At 48.1% G+C, this 17427-nt stretch carries 17 protein-coding genes and 2 tRNA genes; 5 read left to right on the top strand and 14 right to left on the bottom strand.

Annotated elements, in window-relative coordinates; all coding sequences use genetic code 11:
* Positions 1-82: 82 nt before the first annotated feature.
* Together U9P07_03420 and U9P07_03415 are read right to left on the bottom strand one after the other, a co-directional pair.
* Positions 83-1090: an NAD-dependent epimerase gene (locus U9P07_03420; protein ID MEA2108452.1), complete on the bottom strand. Its 1008-nt coding sequence runs from the start codon at positions 1088-1090 to the stop codon at positions 83-85.
* A gap of 245 nt (positions 1091-1335) precedes the next feature.
* Positions 1336-1413: transfer RNA gene (locus tag U9P07_03415), tRNA-Glu, on the bottom strand.
* 2 nt (positions 1414-1415) lie between these two features.
* Between U9P07_03415 and U9P07_03410 the strand changes: the two genes are divergently transcribed.
* Positions 1416-1748, top strand: coding sequence for a hypothetical protein (locus tag U9P07_03410; GenBank protein MEA2108451.1), 333 nt, complete (start codon positions 1416-1418; stop codon positions 1746-1748).
* A gap of 40 nt (positions 1749-1788) precedes the next feature.
* On the opposite strand, the gene U9P07_03405 is transcribed toward U9P07_03410, so the two are convergent.
* From U9P07_03405 to U9P07_03370, 8 genes are all read right to left on the bottom strand, one after another.
* Positions 1789-2367: a YgjP-like metallopeptidase domain-containing protein gene (locus U9P07_03405; protein ID MEA2108450.1), complete on the bottom strand. Its 579-nt coding sequence runs from the start codon at positions 2365-2367 to the stop codon at positions 1789-1791.
* 107 nt (positions 2368-2474) lie between these two features.
* Positions 2475-2550 (bottom strand) — tRNA-Lys (locus tag U9P07_03400).
* A gap of 74 nt (positions 2551-2624) precedes the next feature.
* A complete protein-coding gene (locus tag U9P07_03395) occupies positions 2625-3923 on the bottom strand; it encodes an adenylosuccinate synthase (protein ID MEA2108449.1) in 1299 nt (432 codons plus the stop codon).
* A 68-nt stretch (positions 3924-3991) separates the two neighbouring features.
* Positions 3992-5584 (bottom strand): phosphoglycerate dehydrogenase, encoded by a 1593-nt coding sequence (gene serA / locus U9P07_03390; GenBank protein MEA2108448.1) that lies wholly within the window; start codon positions 5582-5584, stop codon positions 3992-3994.
* A gap of 15 nt (positions 5585-5599) precedes the next feature.
* Positions 5600-6745 (bottom strand): alanine--glyoxylate aminotransferase family protein, encoded by a 1146-nt coding sequence (locus U9P07_03385; GenBank protein MEA2108447.1) that lies wholly within the window; start codon positions 6743-6745, stop codon positions 5600-5602.
* A 281-nt stretch (positions 6746-7026) separates the two neighbouring features.
* Positions 7027-7965, bottom strand: a complete 939-nt coding sequence (locus tag U9P07_03380; GenBank protein MEA2108446.1) for an SH3 domain-containing protein — start codon at positions 7963-7965, stop codon at positions 7027-7029.
* 2 nt (positions 7966-7967) lie between these two features.
* Positions 7968-9386: an L-seryl-tRNA(Sec) selenium transferase gene (gene selA, locus U9P07_03375; GenBank protein MEA2108445.1), complete on the bottom strand. Its 1419-nt coding sequence runs from the start codon at positions 9384-9386 to the stop codon at positions 7968-7970.
* Positions 9387-9643: 257 nt separating this feature from the next.
* Positions 9644-10708, bottom strand: coding sequence for an SPOR domain-containing protein (locus U9P07_03370; protein ID MEA2108444.1), 1065 nt, complete (start codon positions 10706-10708; stop codon positions 9644-9646).
* A gap of 299 nt (positions 10709-11007) precedes the next feature.
* Between U9P07_03370 and U9P07_03365 the strand changes: the two genes are divergently transcribed.
* The 4 genes from U9P07_03365 (at position 11008) to panD (ending at position 14454) form a co-directional block, all read left to right on the top strand.
* Positions 11008-11703 carry a cytidylate kinase-like family protein gene (locus U9P07_03365; GenBank protein ID MEA2108443.1) on the top strand — a complete coding sequence of 232 codons (696 nt, stop codon included), beginning with the start codon at positions 11008-11010 and terminating at the stop codon, positions 11701-11703.
* A 637-nt stretch (positions 11704-12340) separates the two neighbouring features.
* Positions 12341-13135, top strand: a complete 795-nt coding sequence (gene panB / locus U9P07_03360; protein MEA2108442.1) for a 3-methyl-2-oxobutanoate hydroxymethyltransferase — start codon at positions 12341-12343, stop codon at positions 13133-13135.
* 1 nt (position 13136) lies between these two features.
* Positions 13137-13994 (top strand): pantoate--beta-alanine ligase, encoded by an 858-nt coding sequence (gene panC, locus U9P07_03355; protein MEA2108441.1) that lies wholly within the window; start codon positions 13137-13139, stop codon positions 13992-13994.
* A 103-nt stretch (positions 13995-14097) separates the two neighbouring features.
* Positions 14098-14454, top strand: coding sequence for an aspartate 1-decarboxylase (panD, locus tag U9P07_03350; GenBank protein MEA2108440.1), 357 nt, complete (start codon positions 14098-14100; stop codon positions 14452-14454).
* Between the two features lie 246 nt (positions 14455-14700).
* On the opposite strand, the gene rpsU is transcribed toward panD, so the two are convergent.
* From rpsU to U9P07_03330, 4 genes are all read right to left on the bottom strand, one after another.
* Complete coding sequence (gene rpsU / locus U9P07_03345; protein ID MEA2108439.1) at positions 14701-14892, bottom strand: 30S ribosomal protein S21; 192 nt, start codon at positions 14890-14892, stop codon at positions 14701-14703.
* A gap of 125 nt (positions 14893-15017) precedes the next feature.
* Complete coding sequence (locus tag U9P07_03340) at positions 15018-15647, bottom strand: HD domain-containing protein (protein MEA2108438.1); 630 nt, start codon at positions 15645-15647, stop codon at positions 15018-15020.
* Entirely contained in the window at positions 15637-16653 is a 1017-nt protein-coding gene (holA, locus tag U9P07_03335; GenBank protein ID MEA2108437.1) for a DNA polymerase III subunit delta, read from the bottom strand. Before holA ends, U9P07_03340 begins: the two co-directional genes overlap by 11 nt.
* Positions 16653-17222, bottom strand: coding sequence for an LptE family protein (locus U9P07_03330; protein MEA2108436.1), 570 nt, complete (start codon positions 17220-17222; stop codon positions 16653-16655). The genes holA and U9P07_03330 overlap by 1 nt, the downstream gene beginning before the upstream one ends.
* Between the last annotated feature and the right edge of the window lie 205 nt (positions 17223-17427).

Below are 17427 nucleotides of genomic sequence, written 5' to 3'. Positions count from 1 at the left end.
TAGCCTTTAGCCTTTAGCCTTTAGCCTTTAGCCTTTAAAAATCAACATGTTACGTCACATAAAAGCAACATCCGCACTTTTTTTACTTTTGATAATATTCCCGGTACCAGGCAATAAAACGTTCCACCCCGGTTTTCAGCGGCGTCGACGGCCGGAAACCCACCGCCTGCTGCAGGGCATCAACATCGGCATAGGTAGCCGGCACATCACCCGGCTGGATGGGCAACATTTCCTTTTCCGCCTTCCGGCCCAGGGCCGTTTCAATGGCGCCGATAAAATCCATCAACTGCACCGGATTGTTATTGCCAATATTATAAATCCGGTAAGGTGCCGGGCTGGTTCCCGGATCTGGATCATCACCCCGCCAGTGTGGATCAGGTTCCGGCAGGTGGTCCAGCAGACGAAACATTCCTTCGACAATGTCATCAACGTAGGTAAAATCTCGCTGCATCTTGCCGTAATTAAACACCTTGATCGGCTCACCTTCAAGGATTGCCCGGGTAAAAAGAAAAAGCGCCATGTCCGGCCGCCCCCAGGGACCATAGACGGTAAAAAAACGCAGACCGGTGGTGGGCAGACCATAGAGATGACTGTAGGTATGGGCCATCAGCTCGTTGGCTTTCTTGCTGGCAGCATAGAGACTGACGGGATGATCGACATTATGGTGGACGGAAAAGGGCATCAGGGTATTAAGACCGTACACCGAACTGGAGGAAGCATAGATGAGATGTTCGATCTTATGGTGTCGGCAACCTTCAAGGATATTGAGGAAACCAACCAGGTTGCTGTCCACGTAGGATCGGGGATTTTCCAGGCTGTAGCGAACCCCGGCCTGGGCTGCCAGGTTCACTACCCGGGAAAAATCATGGCGGTCAAAAAGCTCCGCCATGCCGTCCTGATCAGCCAGGTCAAGATCGGCAAATTCAAAGCGGTCATAACCTTTCAGAATTTCCAGGCGGTCATGCTTCAAGTGGACATCATAATAGGGATTAAGATTATCCAGGCCCACCACCCGGTACCCGGCATCCAGCAATTTTTTACTGTAATGAAAACCGATAAATCCGGCAGCCCCGGTTACCAGAATGCCCATAGTAATGCCTCCATCCCTTTTCTTCGGCAGATTTTACGGACCCTTAACATAAAAAGGGAATATCAGCAAGAATCAGCCTCAAGGATGATAAAATAAGCGGCATGAAGTCAGTAACAGAAACTGTTACCGTGGTTTATAAGAGGGGAAATAGAGGACAGGAAAAGATGTATTGATTTATCCATCTCAGAAAGCTGCCAAAAAATCGGGAGAGAATTTTGTTGAATTATTAAAAAGAAGAGAAAAAATGGCGTCCCCAAGGGGATTTGAACCCCTGTCGCCGGCGTGAAAGGCCGGTGTCCTGGGCCAGGCTAGACGATGGGGACGCATGTTTAACTATTTGGAATGGCAGGGTAATAACCGTTATGTGATTACCGAGCGCATCCTTTATAGTATTACTAAGAAAATGTCAATAAAAAATCAACAAAAAATCAACCTTAACCCAAACAACCATTTTGTAATTCAGACTGCAAATCCACCCCATCTGGTGGTCTTCTCTCATAGAAAATCTGATTTTTATCTAAGGGTTCTCTCAAAAATAAGTTCGCAGAATTGGCGCTCAGATTTGGGTTTGATTTGTACGATCCGATTGAGCAAAGCCGCAGGAATAGTGAGCTATTTTGAGGACTTTGTGATTGAGGATCGTGCAAAGACAGCCTGAAGGTGAGATGCCAAAATGTGAAGTTATTTTTGAGAGAGCCCTAAGGAAGAAACAGCAAACCGCTGTAAGATTTGAGCTGCTGGTCCAAGAACCTGGCCCGAGGAATAATCGCCTCCAGTTTATCCCAGAATTTTTTCCCGTGATTTTTCACTTTTGTATGCACCAACTCATGAACAATAATGAAATCCCGTAATTCATCCGGCAAAAGGGTAAGCTTTATATTGAGGCTGATATTGTTGGCCGCCGAACAACTCCCCCACCTGGTCTGCTGCCGACGAATAGATATCCGATTAAAACTGAAGCCGTGTCTTTCGGCCAGCTGATTCAACCGTAAAATCAATGACTTCCTGGCTTCATGAGGGTTAACCGCTTCTGCCTGTTGCTGCAGGGCCCTACACTTCTTTTCAATCTCTTGTATATGTAAGCGGTGTTTTTCTATCCATGCCTTCCTGGTCCGCACTGCCTGCTCTGCCCTCGTCAGCGACATCCCTGCAGGCACTGAAACCCGGACACCCTGGAAAGGAATTACAGAGATACTGAGACGTCTGGCCCGGAGACTGGAGCGAAAACAAACCGGGCCAATCCCGTCAAGATGGAGCTGAAAAGATTTCTTCTTCATCCAATCAGTGCTATAAATGAGGGGGCAGATAAAAAATCGTCAACACCGGTCAGCAAAGCCAAAAAAAACAGAGGTTGCGATTTATGTCGCAACCCCTTGATATTACTTGGTGAGCCGTGCAGGGATCGAACCTGCGACCCTCTGATTAAAAGTCAGATGCTCTACCAACTGAGCTAACGGCCCCCGACGAAAAACAGGACAACTTCCTAGCCGATTATCCCCTGTTTGTCAAGGAAAAATCCCCCTGAAGACAACAATTATAGCGTAAAAGGATTGCCCCTGATGATGGTCTGTTCCCGATCCGGCCCCACAGAAACCACCAGCGCCGGAATACCCAGCTGTTTTTCCATAAAAAGGATATAATTCCGGGCATTCTCCGGCAGATCATCAAAAAACAGTATCCCGGTTATATCTTCCTGCCAGCCGGGCAATTGCCGGTAAACGGGAGAGCATGCTTTCAACATTTCGATGGAAGAAGGAAAATAATTCAGGCGCTGTCCCTGGTATTCATAGGCTTCACAGACGCCGATGGTCTCCAGTCCGGAAAGAACATCCAGTTTGGTAACCACAAAGCTGTCCAGGCCATTTACCATTACCGCATAGCGCAGGCCGATCAGGTCAAGCCAGCCACAACGCCGTGGCCTCCCGGTAGTAGCCCCAAATTCGCCACCTTTTTGCCGCAGCCAGCCACCATTTTCATCCTTCAGTTCAGTGGGAAAAGGTCCTTCGCCAACCCTGGTGGTATAGGCCTTGATAACCCCGGCCACCTGGCTGATCCGGTTCATGCCAAAGCCACTGGCAGCACAAGCATTGGCCGCCACTGTGGACGATGAGGTAACAAAAGGAAAAGTACCGTGATCAATATCCAGCAGCGTCCCCTGGGCTCCTTCGAAAAGAATATTCTGCTCATTGTCAACCGCTTCCTGCAGCAGGTAAGGCGTTTTCCTGACCATGGGCCGCAAGATTTCCGCAGCCCGTTCAATTTCTTCAAGAACCTCTGCGGGAGAAACCGCTTTCTCCCCGTAAATTTTTTCCAACAGTTGATTGTGGCGTTCAACGATGGCATAGAGCCGCTCTTTCAGATGTTCTCCACCTAGTTGCAGATCAATAAAACGCAGGCCGCAGCGGCTCATTTTATCTTCATAAGCCGGCCCGATACCCCGGCCGGTGGTGCCGATTTTCCGGCATCCCAAGCCGGCCTCGCGGGCCATGTCAATCAATCGATGGGTCGGCAGAATAATATGGGCTTCATCACTGATAACCAGCCGTTCCAGCGCTTTTTCATACCCCTGGGACCGCAGTTGCTCCATTTCATCCAGCAAAATGGCCGGATCCACCACTACTCCGCTGCCGATAACACATTGAGTTCCGGTATGCAGAATACCCGAAGGAATAAGATGAAAAACAAATTTTTCCCCATCAATGATCAGGGTGTGGCCGGCATTATTCCCGCCCTGGAAACGAACCACCATATCAGCCTGCGCGGTCCACAAATCAACAATTTTGCCTTTGCCCTCATCGCCCCATTGAGTGCCGATCAGTACTACGTTTGCCATGTTAGATCCTTAAAATCTTCCAGCCATTCGCCCGAGTTATGAAAAAATCAATCAAAATCCCGGAAAAATTATAGATATATTTCTTTCACCGAAACAATGTTGGGTTTTTGCAATAGGCCATCAAGTATTTCCTCAGTTATAGGAGAATCAACCTGAACCATGGAAATGGACATGCCGCCGGCATGTTCCCGACCAAACTGCATCTTACCGATATTAACCTGATTTTCACCCAGATAAGAGCCGATACTGCCAATCACACCAGGTTTGTCATGGGCATAAATAACCAGGATATGACCCACCGGCAGCGCTTCAATTTCAAACTTGTTAATCCGGACAATCCGCGGCTCGGTTTTACCAAACAAGGCTCCGGAAACCGTAAAAGACTCCCCGTTACTGCTGCCGACCAGACTGATCATGCTGGAAAAGTTACCCGCCTCCTCGGTTTTGGATTCGGTCACCATAATCCCCCGGTCTTTGGCAATAGCCGGTGCATTGACAAAATTCACCACAGTACCAACTATGGGGGTCAGCAAGCCTTTCAGCAGAGCGGTGGTAATAGGTGCCTGGTTAAGTTCAGCAACCTTGCCCTTATATTCAACCCGCACTTCACTGAGACCGCAGGTACCGCTTTCGCAGATCTGGGAATAAAAAAGACCCATCTTCTCAGCCAGGGTCAGGTACGGCCCCACAACTTTTAATACTTCAGCACTGACGCTGGGAACATTCAGGGCATTGGTTATGGTCCCATTCAGCAGATAATCAGCAATCTGCTCCGCTACGGTTATGGCCACATTCACCTGGGCCTCATCGGTGGAAGCTCCAAGATGCGGCGTACAGATAAAATTATCCAGGCTGAGAAGCGGATGGTCGGCAGACGGCGGTTCCTGCTCAAAAACATCAAAGGCCGCCCCGGCCACCACTCCCGACTTCAAGGCTTCGTAAAGATCGCCTTCATTGATAATGCCACCCCGGGCACAGTTGAGTATTCGCACCCCTTCTTTCATCCTGGCAAAAGATTCTTTGTTAATCATATGGCGGGTTTCACTGGTCATCGGCGTATGAACACTGATATAATCAGCACGCTGATATAACTCTTCCAGGCTGACCCGTTCAATGCCCATTTTAGTGGCCCGTTCCTCGGAAATAAAAGGATCGTAGGCAATCACCTTCATTTTCAGGCCCCGGGCCCGGTCCGCTACAATGCTGCCGATATTGCCAAGACCAACTACTCCGAGAGTTTTATTGAATAATTCCTTGCCCATGAACCGGTTTTTTTCCCATTTCCCCGCCTTCATTGACTGGGTAGCCTGGGGAATATTGCGGCTCAGGGACAACATCATGGAAAGGGTATGCTCCGCCGTGGTAATGGTGTTTCCTTTGGGGGTATTCATCACCACAATACCGCGCCTGGTAGCCGCTTCAATATCGACGTTATCCACCCCGATCCCGGCCCGACCAACCACTTTCAGTTTGTCGGCAGCAGCAATAATCTCACTGGTGACTTTGGTGGCACTGCGAATCGCCAGGCCATCATACCGGCCGATAACCTCAGCAAGCTCTTCCGGGGACATGCCAACCTTGACATCCACTTCAAGCTCGGGAAACTGTTTGAAAACTTCCAGCCCCTTGGGGGACATTTTATCACTGATTAATACCTTCACTTTTTATTCCCCCCGCTATTTTTTAAGCTTCAAAATCATCTGCGCCGCCCGCACCCCGCTGCGTTCATTTAATTCATAGCCAAGATCCATCAGGGCCATTTCCAGGGCGGTTAAACCGGTCAACACATCCAGATCGTCAACATAACCCAAATGAGCCAGACGGAATATTTTCCCCTTGACATGGTCCTGACCGCCGGCGATGGTCACCCCATAATCATCACGCAGAACCTTTACTACCTCTTGACCATCAATACCTTCAGGAGCTTTCACCGCGGTTACGGCATTGGACGGCTCATCCGGGGCAAAAAGTTCCAATCCCAGAGCCTGAGCTCCGGCCCGGGTAGCACTGGCTAAACGGGCATGACGAGCAAAAACTCCTTCCAGCGTTTCCTCCCTGATCATCGCCAGCACTTCCCGCAGACCGATAATCAGCGAAACCGCCGGCGTATAGGCATTCTGGCTTTTCCGCGCGTTTTTCAACTCTTTGGCAAAATCAAAATAATAACGTGGCAGGGATGATTTTTTATTAAAACCCCAGGCTTTTTGGCTGACGGCAGCAAAAGCCAGCCCGGGAGGCAGCATCAAGGCTTTCTGGGAACCGGTAACCACCACATCAAGACCCCATTCATCCATGGGCAGATCAAAAACTCCAACTCCGGTAATAGCATCGACAACCAGGATAGTCTGATCTTTGTCTTTAACCAGATCAGCAATGGCTTTTACCGGATGCATGACCCCGGTTGAAGTCTCGCTGGCCTGCATCAAAACCCCGCGGACATCCCCTTCCCGGGCCAGGCAATCGGCAATATCCCCAGGGTTTACCGCCGTCCCCCAGGGAACATCAATAACAATAGCTTCCAAACCATAACCACTGGCAATCTGGCCCCAGCGCTCACCAAATTTCCCTCCGTTCACGGCAATGACTTTATCGCCGGGAGAAAACATATTGGCGATGGTGCCTTCCATCGCTCCGGTACCCGATGAGGCAAAAACCAGCACCTCCTCTTCGGTTTGAAAGAGATATTTCAATCCGGCTCTTACTTCTTCGAAAATAGCCTTATAAGCCGGAGCCCGGTGATGAAGAATGGGCATGGACATCGCCTGTAAAACCCTAGGTGGTACCGGTGTCGGTCCCGGTGCCAGAAGATACTGTTTTTTCATGGAATAGACTCCTTCCTAAATTAAGCGATTAGCTTTTAGCAGTTAGCTATTAGCTCAATAATTACAAGATGTTTAATATCACCCACCTTCACCCGTTGGGTGTTGTTACTAATCAACGTAAGGCCCTGATTTTAAAAAGCTAATTGCTAATGGCTAACCGCTAATAGCTCAGCTTAGGTCCTTGTAAGGTTTACGGTATGGGAAAACACTTTATAACTTTCTATTACAACAACTCAAGTAAAAAAAATGGCACAGTCTGTCAAGTTAATTTTATCACGTAGTCAGTATGAAAAGCCGAAAAAATCATACACAGCTGCTACCGTGGTACGTCGGCCGTCATAGGAATAAGGCTCAGGCAAAATAAACTTGTTGAAATCCCGAACACAGCCAGGTAGCAGGGCGGCAATTTTCAAAGATCGGTAACCCTCTACTTTAATAAACAGGTAATCAGCAAAAACCGCGAATGGACCATCCAACTTCCCAGTCAGAAAAAGGATATCACGATTACCTTTCACCAAGTTCAGATAACAGGAAATATCGTTTTTAGTTCCGGGGATATCCGCAGCAGGACCAAAAAAAGGGTGCTGTTCGAGGTAACTGAGAACCGCCTCACGATACTGAAGCAATCCGTGCAGATACTTCAGGTATGGCAACAGGTCTACTGTACCCGGACCCACATCCTTGCCTTTACTTTCCTGGTATGTTTCCCGACTGAAAGGAATCTCGAGAGCAATCAGCCAATGTCCCTCAGATCCAGGATTGGAACGTTTGGAAATTACCAGCTTCAGCTGTTGGGGGAAATAGGATTGCAGGCTTTTTTTCAAAGACGGAATTAAACCACTGAAATAAGGGCCAACTTCCGAGGATATATTATCCAGTTCCAGGGTAATAGCCGGCAAGGTCTTTTTCGGCCTGATTATTTTTACCAGCGGGCGAAAAACCCAACCCTCCCGACCGGTCCTGGTACGAATTCTCACCCAGCGTCTCTGTTCCTTAACCACCTCCACCCGCGTGCGACGACTCAGGCCAAACAACCTTCGACTGCGTTTATTCGGAGCTTTTCTGACATTCAAACCAGAAACCTTGACCACGGCCCTGGTTGCCGGCACCCCACCGCTGCCGGCATATGCCAGCAGTGGAAAAAAAACCAGCCAGAAAAGCAAACAGATAATCACCGGCTGGCAAAGACGACGGGATAAAACAAGGGGGGATATAATCATAGCTATTTCAACAATTCCTCGCAGGCCCTGGCTATCTCCGGACCGTCATCGGCAAATAACGTCCGGGGGTCAAAAATCAGCTGATCATCAAGGATCCTGGTAATAATGGGAAGAGGCCGGGAACGGAAAAACCGCTCCAACTCCGAGGCTGAATGATTATCCACCTGCAAAGCTACCAGCCAGGTAGGAATTTCAACCATTGGCAAGGCTCCGCCGCCAGCCCGGGATATTCCCTCTTTCACCGTCAGGCTAAAACCGGAAACATTCCCCAGCCGGCGGTGGATCTGTCCCTTCAGACGGTTTGCCCGCCGGCGAAGCTCAGCTGGTGACAGGGTCAACATCGCCAGGGTTGGCAGAGAGGAAACCGCCTTTTCTTCATCAAGGTAACATTTCAGTACTTCTTCCAGGAAAACCAGGGTCAGTTTATCAATCCTCAGGGCCCGATTCAAAGGATGCCGCTTCACCTGTTCAATCAAATCCCGACGGCCAACCACGATTCCGGCCTGGGGACCACCAACCAGTTTATCGCCGCTGAAGGTAACCACGCCAACCCCGGTTTTAACTACCTGACGTACCGTGGGTTCCCCACCAACACCATAGGCACTGAGATCCATCATACAACCGCTGCCAAGATCTTCAATCACCGGCAGGAAAAATCGCTCCGCCAGCTTTACCAACTCAACCGAATCAACGGCGGAAGTGAAGCCTGAAACCCGGTAATTGCTGGTATGAACTTTTAGAATCAGGGCCGTCTCGTCATTGATTGCCTGTTCATAATCGGCCGGATGAGTCCGGTTGGTGGTTCCCACCTCCCGCAATATTGCCCCACCCTGGGCAATAACCTCAGGGATCCGGAAAGCCCCGCCGATTTCAATCATTTCACCCCGGGAGATAATCACTTCCCGGCCGGCAGCCAGCGCCGAAAGCACCAGCAACACCGCCCCGGCATTATTGTTGACCACCATCGCCGCTTCCGCCCCCGTCAGCCGGCAAAGCAGCTCTTCAACATTATCATAGCGGATTCCACGACGACCGGATTCCAGATTATATTCCAGGTTTGAATAGCGGCAGGCAATCTCATTGGCCTGTTTCAAAGCCGCGGTCGGCAATGGCGAGCGCCCCAGGTTCGTGTGGATCACTACCCCGGTGGCATTGATGACCCGTTTCAACCGTGGGGCCAGCTGCATTTCCAGAGTTTCAGCTAAATGGGCGAAAAAAACCGGCAGGGAAAAAAGTTCTTCAACCTGGAGATTTTCGGCCATCACCTGTTTTTTGATTTTCTCCAATTCCAGGCGAACTAATTCCACTACCAGGTTGCGCGGATAACGTTCCAACAACAGCTGCATTTCCGCTTTACGGAGCAATTCATCCACTGCCGGCAGCCGGGCCAGGTTTTTCTGCAGTTTACTGTTTTCTTTCATCAATCTTACTCCTGCCGATATCCCTGAAATTATTCAGCTATCGTGAAGTGGGGACAGAATTCAATTCCGACCCTTCGAGTACCAAGCGAAGCGAAGTTCGCTGATTTTCTCTGCCACTTAAGTGACAGTCATAGCAAACCGAATATTTAACTTCTGGGCTAGTATATCTTAACATAGCGAAAATTCATTAAAAGTCTATAAAAAATCTGGAATCCTGCAATCAGAAAACGGTTATCAGGGACTCAATCCGGGTTGTTTTAGGGACGGATTTTGACAATCCGACTTTCCTCCCGGGGAAGCAATTTATGCAGTTTTTCCTGCATTACTTTCGCCTTTTCCCTGCTCGTCCCATCGGAGAGGTATACCCGTTGCCAAATACCTTTTTTGCCAAGATCAACCCTTACCGGATAGGCGGCAAAACCATTTTTCCGCAATTTGGCAAGCTGACGGTCCAGACCTGCTTTTGTTTTGAAAGAACCTACCTGGATGACATAGGAAAATACCCGGGGAAGCTTAACTTTGCCGGCAACGGTTTTGCCGGCCGATTTTTTGACTATCTTCGCGGTTTTCTCCCGGGCATGAGCAACGGGAAGCGGCACCGTCCTCCCGGTGTTTTTTGGGGCCTCAACCTCAATAACAGGAACTGGACTTATAACTTTTCCATCCTTTGGCAATTGAACCAGGTCCCGGTTTTTTATCTCGGTTACTGTTTTTTCTCCACTTTTTGTCTTTGCGTCGTCCATCACCGTTTTTTTCAGCGGCTTTTCAGCCGGCTTGACAATATCCTTCTCCGATTTCACTATCGTAGATTTTTGGAGAGCAACCGGTTTTTTTGCTGACGGCAGGGACGCGGAATAAACCTGCTGCTGCCGGGAAACCGGTCTGCCGACATCTTCCACCAGTTTCGATCCCGGATTCCGCTGATACAACCAGACTCCACTACCAACACTAATCACCACCAAAACCGAGAACAACAGAAGAAAGTAGCGATTACGGTTTGGCGTCACAACCAAAGAAGGAACAAATAAGTCTTCGGGCTTACCTGGTTTCAGCTCATCCTCCGTTTCAACATCCGCCCCCATTTTATCTACTTCATCATCAAGATCGAAGATTTCGGCAAATTCCCCTTCCAGGTCCGCATCAATATCCTTATCCCCCCATAAATCATCCAGAAAACGGATAGCTTCATCCTCACCAGCTGGGACCTTCCGCTCTGATGAGTGAGGACTATTGTCCACCTCGGGCTGCAACAATCCCCCACAAGCAGGACAAACACTCGCACCATCTTCCGAAAACCACAATTTACATGCAGGACAATACATAACCAATCCCCTTTCTTCCCCGACAGCGCCTGAATAAGATCGCTACTTCATCGCTTCCGGACTACCATATACTTTTTCTCCCTTCCCGGCAAGTATGTTCCGGGCTTGCGGGACTGTAAGGGGGCAGGGTCATTTTTTATCCCGGGATAAAAAATGACCCTGTCCCCTTCTTCTTTGGAGATTTTTATTTGACAATCCTAAGAAAATTGTTTATGGAATGACAGCTTTTCCAATTCCATCTCAGGTTCGGGGAAATCGGATTTTTCCGAACCATACGCCCTGCAAGGGAGGATATCTTGATGCCGGTTATAACTATTTCGAAAGAATTCGCTTCTGGAGGCCTGGAAATCGCCAAAAAGCTGGCTAAAGTGCTGAATGTAGATTATTTCGACAAACAGATTGTTGAACAGGTAGCCGCCCAGGCCAAGGTCAGCACTGATAATGTCCTTGATTATGAAGAGGAACGCCACATCAGTCTGCGGGCTTATCTGTCCAGAGTTATTGATTATGATTTTCTCAAGCAGGAAAAGGATAAAGAACCTGAGGAATTACCCGAAGAAACAACCTACGATGACCGTAAGAAAATCCCCTTTGCCCTTGGCTCTCAGGGATGGATTGACAGTGATATCTACCGGGAAATGATCATCCGGATAATTACCAGTCTGGGTCAGCGGCAACATGTTTTGATTGTTGGCCGGGGTGGTCAGTGTATTCTGCAAGATAATCCGAACACTATCCATATCCGTATCGTTGGAGCCTTTGAGGATCGGGTTAAAAGAACCATGGGTGAGAACCTCAACCTGAGCGAATCACAGGCTGAAAAACTGGTCAGAGAGATGGATAAGAAAAGTCGTGAATACATTAAATATTATTTTAAAAAAGACTGGGCGGATCCTTTAAGCTACCACGTGGTCCTTAATACCAGCCGGGTTCCAGCGGAATCGACGGTCAGCTGGCTCTCCAGCCTGGCCATTGAATCGATGACTAAACCATAAGCTAAACCTAAGTTAAGCAATTAGCATTTAGCTCTTAGCATTTAGCTCTTAGCATTTAGCATTTAGCTGAGTAAAATTAAGGTATTACGTTAACAATACACAGTACCCAGCAGGTAAACAGTATATATATAGTGAAATCGCTTTAATCATTAAACTAATAGCTAACGGCTAAAAGCTAACGGCTAAAAGCTAATCGCTCAATTTAAGATAAAGGTACATTCGAGAAAGATACGCACACAAAAACTGTTGGGGCTCGAAACATAAGCCCCTGACCGCGATAAAACCGCTTGGATCCCCGATCATGAAGGGACTGAGACGGTAGGTCATACACAACCGTATTGTAATTCGCGAATCTGGCCGACAACTTTGGCCTGTCCATGTTCGTAAGTGTAGCCTGCCATTTCATTTCCGGCAGGCTTTTTTTGTGGCTGGTGCCAAAAACTAAGGGTTCTCTCAAAAATAAGTTCGCAGAATTGGCGCTCAGATTTGGGTTTGATTTGTGCGATCCGATTGAGCAAAGCCGCAGGAATAGTGAGCTATTTTGAGGACTTTGTGATTGAGGATCGTGCAAAGACAGCCTGAAGATGAGATGCCAAAATGTGAAGTTATTTTTGAGAGGACCCAAAGGAGAACTCTGATGACAGATAAACCTGTTACTATCGCCCGAATTCAGGAAATGAAAACCAGGGGAGAAAAAATATCGATGGTCACCGGCTACGATTACCCCTTTGCCCGTTTCCTTGACCAGAGCGGCATTGATATGATCCTGGTGGGAGATTCTGTTGGGGTGGTGGTTGCCGGTTATCCTAATACCCTGCCGGTTACCGTCGATGAAATGATCTATCACGGCAAAGCCGTCATGCGGGGAAACAGCCGGGCTCTGGTAGTCATCGACATGCCGTTCATGAGTTATCAGATCAGTATTGAAGATGCCAAACGTCAGGCAGGCAAGATCATGCAGCAAACCGGCGCCGCAGCCGTCAAGCTGGAAGGTGGCGTTTCCATGGCGGCCACCATTGAGGCCCTGACAACCATCGGAATTCCGGTACTGGCCCATATCGGCCTGACCCCCCAGGCCGTCAATCAGCTGGGCGGTTACCGGGTCCAGAGAGAAAAGGAACAGCTGCTGGCGGATGCCAAAGCCGTTACTGATGCGGGAGCCTTTGGACTGGTTATCGAATGTGTCCCCGCTGACATTGCGGCGGAAATCACCAGTTCAGTCAGTATCCCGACCATCGGCATCGGCGCTGGTCCTGCCTGTGACGGACAGGTACTGGTACTTCATGATCTTTTAGGTCTTTTTGATCGTTTCAGGCCCTCTTTTGTCAAGCAATATGCCAACCTCGGGCCTGAGATTATCAAGGCATTCCAGCAATACCATCAGGAAGTAAAAGATGGCAGCTTCCCCACTGAAAAGCACAGTTTCCGTTAAGATGAAGATTTTTACAGATTCCGAACAGATGCAACAATATGTACTGTCCCAACGGGCCGCGGGGAAAACTATTGCCCTGATCCCGACCATGGGCTACCTGCACCGGGGCCATGCCACCCTGATGGAACAAGCCCGCCCGACTGCCGAGATCGTGATTGTTTCCATTTTTGTCAATCCGCTGCAGTTTGGCCCCCGGGAAGATCTTGATATCTACCCCCGGGACTTTGAAGGCGACTGCCGAACCTGTGAACAGGCTGGAGTTGATATAATTTTCAGTCCCCGGATGCCAGATATCTATCCAGCAGGATTTCAGACAGAAGTATCCGTTGCGAAGATTACCAGGGGCTTATGCGGCGCTCATCGTCCCGGTCATTTTAACGGTGTTACGACGGTGGTAGCCAAACTTTTCAATCTTACGTTGCCAAACAAGGCATTTTTTGGTGAAAAAGACTATCAACAGCTGGCCGCCATCAGGCAAATGGTGAACGATCTCAACTTTCCCATCGAAATTATCGGGGTTCCCATCGTCCGTGAAGCGGACGGCCTGGCAATGAGCTCCCGGAACGTCTACCTCTCACCATCACAAAGGAAGGCAGCGCTGTCCCTGTCCCGCGGTCTTTTCCGGGCCCGTGAAGCTTTTAAACAGGGAGAGCGCCAATCATCAATCCTGAGGCAAACCGTCAGGAATACGATTCAGGCGGATTCTGATCAAGACTGCCGGCTTGAATACCTGGCAGTTTGTGATCCGGAAACATTGGTGGAAATTGAACAGATAGAAAAAGGGGCAGTCATCGCTTTAGCTGTCCGGGTGGGAAAAACCAGACTTATTGACAACATATTATTAAGGTATACGGTATAGGGTATAAGGTTTACGGTTCCTTAAACCCTTAAAACTTGCAGTCTAACTAAGAAGATAAGGGTTTTACGAAACCATCATTATTGCCAGAAAGGAGCAAGACATCATGTTGCGAACCATGTTTAAATCAAAAATCCATCGGGCCACGGTTACCGATGCCAACCTTGGCTATGAAGGTAGCATAACTATTGATAAAACCCTGATCGATGCAGCGGATATCCTGCCATATGAGCTGGTTCACATCTACAACCTCACCAACGGAGAACGGTTTTCAACCTATGTCATCGAGGGAGAAGCTGACGGCGGAGAAATATGTATTAATGGTGCTGCCGCCCATAAAGCCCGCAAAGGCGACATGGTGATTATTGCCTCCTATGTTCAGGTTGATAATCGGGAAATAGCCGAGCTTAAACCGATAGTTATTTTGGTCGACTCCAAAAATCAAAGGGTCAAAAATGCCTGAGCAAGCATTGCATAATAGTCAGTCTCCATCCGGAAACTAATCTTCCCGGATGGGCTATTAGCTATTAGCCTTCAGCTATCAGCTTAACCACTTGTTTTCCGATATTTTACTGAATGCTGACGGCTGATCGCGTTCATCAAGAAATGAACGTTACCGGATGAGCACTAGTCAGGATTCACACAAAAATAAAAAAACCGGTTGTCAAAATGACAGCCGGTTTTTTATTCATAGCTACTACAAAAGATGCTAATTTATACCATATCGTCGCTTTTTGGCCAGGCGTTTGAGGGCTTCCAGATGTTTCTTTTTCTTACGAACACTGGGTTTTTCATAATGCCGCCGTTTTTTCAACTCACGGAATAAGCCGGATTTATTCAGCTTGTTTTTCAGTAATTTAATCGCCCGTTCAACGTCATTATCAATAACCTTGATTTCCATCTAAACCCCTTCTTCCTATCAATCTGGATAAATCATCCGGCCCAAACCGGACAGCTCCAAGAGAAAAATAAAATGTATTAATAACATAAGCCCGTGCCAGTATGGCAAAAAGAGGACATTACTTACTATATTTCCACATGGTTGTCAATATATTTTTCATACAATTCCTCCAGTTGCTGATAGTAATGACCGGTCAGACCGGGATAATCCCTTCCCACTGATTCAACTTGTAATCCCATCTCTTCAGGCAACCAGGACAGCCCGGTAAAAATCTTGTTTTCCAGCCCCAGGGTAATCTCTTTCATTGCCTCCAGAGAGCCTAATGCCGCCACGTTTTCCCCATAGCGATCCTGCAAATCGATAAAACGCTGCAGAAGAGTAACAATTTTTTCATGCTGCACCCTTTTATCGGCGTAGAATACCAGCTCTTTTTCATCAACAGGCTGAAGCAAATCCAGCTGAAGACGAACATGGTGTCTGACCACCCATGCTACCGGTTTCAAACCTTTTTCATCCAGCCAGTCAGCACCTACCCGCGCATGATCTTCGCCGGTTTTCAAGGTTGCAAACTTGGCAATATCATGCAATACACCGGCTGCCGCCAACAATGCCATATTCTGCTGCCGGCCAATATCATTCAAAGCCTCGCCCAATATCAAGGAAATTTTGGCTACGGCAACGCTATGACCGACAATATGAACCGGTACCGAGCGCTCCCGCAAAAGGGAAAAACTGGTTTCAAGGTCAGGAATCACGCGCATTCCCCCGGCATAAAGTCAGAACCATATCCTCCATAATAATGGGTTCAGGAATTTTTGAGGATTTCAGGCGAAAATCTACTTCAGAGAGCAGCGAGAAACTATCAGACAGTCGGGATAAAGGAAATTTATTCAACTGGCGGCGGATTTTCTGGACTACAAAGGGCGGCACCCTTAATGTTCGGGCTAAATCACCCGCCGATTTGCCGCGGCTGGACGGAGAAGAGGCCAGGGCCAGCAGACGATAGTGACGGACTACCATACTCAGGATAACCAGTGGCACTGTTTTATCCTGCAGCAACCGGTTAAGCAGCTGTAATGATTTCTTAACATTCCCGGCGCCGAGTTCATCAACCAGGGTAAAAATATTTCCGGCTGCAGTACCACAACCCAGCAGTTCAAGCTCCTCAGATTTAACCACCCCTCCAGAACCGACAAACAATGCCAACTTCTCCGCCTCACGGAAAATAAGCTGAAGATTTCCATCATGATAATGCATCAGGGTATCAATCACCTGGGGGGCAAAGCTGACATCATATTTTTCCCCATGTCTGGCCATCAGCTTTCGCACTTCAGCCGGCGGCAGATGATCAGTTTTAATTACTTCTCCATATTTTTTTACCGCCTTAACAAACGGTAAACGGCCATCTACCTTCACTGCGGTAAAGAACAAGAATAGACCGCTGGTATCATGGTGAGCGTCCAGCCATTCCTGCAACAGTTTGGCATCATTTTTTTTCAGCCTGTCCAGGTGACTAAGGACTATAATTTTTTTTTCAGCAAATAGTGACAGAGCATCCCAGTTGAAAAGGATCTCTTCCAGTGAAACCTGCGAATAATCATACTGTTCAACGGTTATGGTCTCTTGTTGCTGGATAAGTTTCTTCAGGGAAGAGAAAAGGTAGGAAACCGGATAATCTTCCTGGCCATAGACCAGGCAGCAACCAAATTCAGCCCCCAGTGAGGCAGCCTGCTTCAGATTTTTATCAAGCCGGGATAACATTAGAAATCAATAAATAATCGATCATGAATATTCTCAGCCAACACTTTGCAGACTTTTTGCATGGCAATACGTTTCTGGATCTGGACATCATTGGGGACACCACTGGTATGATATTCTTCCACTTCGGTCATCCTGTTATTCTGCCAGATGACAAAATCCCGGCGAACATCACGGGCCTCCACCTCAATTTTCACCTTAACCCGGTATTCATAGGTCTGATCATCCCCAACGTAAGAAATACTGTTGGTGGAAATATTTAAAACCGCACCGCTGATAACCAGATCAGCATCCTTCTCACCAACTACTTTAAGCCGCTTGCTGCGGGAAAACTCATTCACCAGGGAGTTTACCATATAAGTTTCCACCAGACTCTCGTAGGTTTGGTTGCCAAAAGGTATGATAGCGACAGTTTTAATATCCGCCGGCAGGTTATTACCAGAACCACGGAAATGATATCCCAGACAGGCTGGCAGGAAAAGGACAACAATAAGGAATACTGTTAGACTTCTAATAATGAAAACTCCTTCCGTTAATCTTAAGCCCTTAACCCTTAGTGAATATTCGGGCACGTTTTCAAAAAAGCAATAATACTCTCACAGAGGTATAGAGAAACCAGTTATTTGCTCTCTGTGACTCCGCGTCTGGTAAAATTTTTTTTGCCCTGCGTCCTGAATTTGTGATAATTCACTTTCCCGCCTTCCTTCGCCTGCGGTCCGTACTGGTTTGCACGTTTGCTTCGCCGTGCTTCGCGGGGGGACACTCTTGACTATCGCT

It is taken from the genome of Pseudomonadota bacterium (assembly GCA_034660915.1).
Lineage (GTDB): Bacteria > Desulfobacterota > Anaeroferrophillalia > Anaeroferrophillales > Anaeroferrophillaceae > DQWO01.
This window is presented reverse-complemented; position numbering and strand designations above follow the sequence as displayed.

Excerpts from the sequence above, each read along its gene's own strand:
- U9P07_03420 (MEA2108452.1), bottom strand. The coding sequence starts at position 1,090 with ATGGGCATTCTGGTAACCGGGGCTGCCGGATTTATCGGTTTTCATTAC.
- U9P07_03410 (MEA2108451.1), top strand. The coding sequence starts at position 1,416 with ATGTTTAACTATTTGGAATGGCAGGGTAATAACCGTTATGTGATTACC.
- U9P07_03405 (MEA2108450.1), bottom strand. The coding sequence starts at position 2,367 with ATGAAGAAGAAATCTTTTCAGCTCCATCTTGACGGGATTGGCCCGGTT.
- U9P07_03395 (MEA2108449.1), bottom strand. The coding sequence starts at position 3,923 with ATGGCAAACGTAGTACTGATCGGCACTCAATGGGGCGATGAGGGCAAA.
- U9P07_03385 (MEA2108447.1), bottom strand. The coding sequence starts at position 6,745 with ATGAAAAAACAGTATCTTCTGGCACCGGGACCGACACCGGTACCACCT.
- U9P07_03380 (MEA2108446.1), bottom strand. The coding sequence starts at position 7,965 with ATGATTATATCCCCCCTTGTTTTATCCCGTCGTCTTTGCCAGCCGGTG.
- selA (MEA2108445.1), bottom strand. The coding sequence starts at position 9,386 with ATGAAAGAAAACAGTAAACTGCAGAAAAACCTGGCCCGGCTGCCGGCA.
- U9P07_03370 (MEA2108444.1), bottom strand. The coding sequence starts at position 10,708 with ATGTATTGTCCTGCATGTAAATTGTGGTTTTCGGAAGATGGTGCGAGT.
- U9P07_03365 (MEA2108443.1), top strand. The coding sequence starts at position 11,008 with ATGCCGGTTATAACTATTTCGAAAGAATTCGCTTCTGGAGGCCTGGAA.
- panB (MEA2108442.1), top strand. The coding sequence starts at position 12,341 with ATGACAGATAAACCTGTTACTATCGCCCGAATTCAGGAAATGAAAACC.
- panC (MEA2108441.1), top strand. The coding sequence starts at position 13,137 with ATGAAGATTTTTACAGATTCCGAACAGATGCAACAATATGTACTGTCC.
- panD (MEA2108440.1), top strand. The coding sequence starts at position 14,098 with ATGTTGCGAACCATGTTTAAATCAAAAATCCATCGGGCCACGGTTACC.
- rpsU (MEA2108439.1), bottom strand. The coding sequence starts at position 14,892 with ATGGAAATCAAGGTTATTGATAATGACGTTGAACGGGCGATTAAATTA.
- holA (MEA2108437.1), bottom strand. The coding sequence starts at position 16,653 with ATGTTATCCCGGCTTGATAAAAATCTGAAGCAGGCTGCCTCACTGGGG.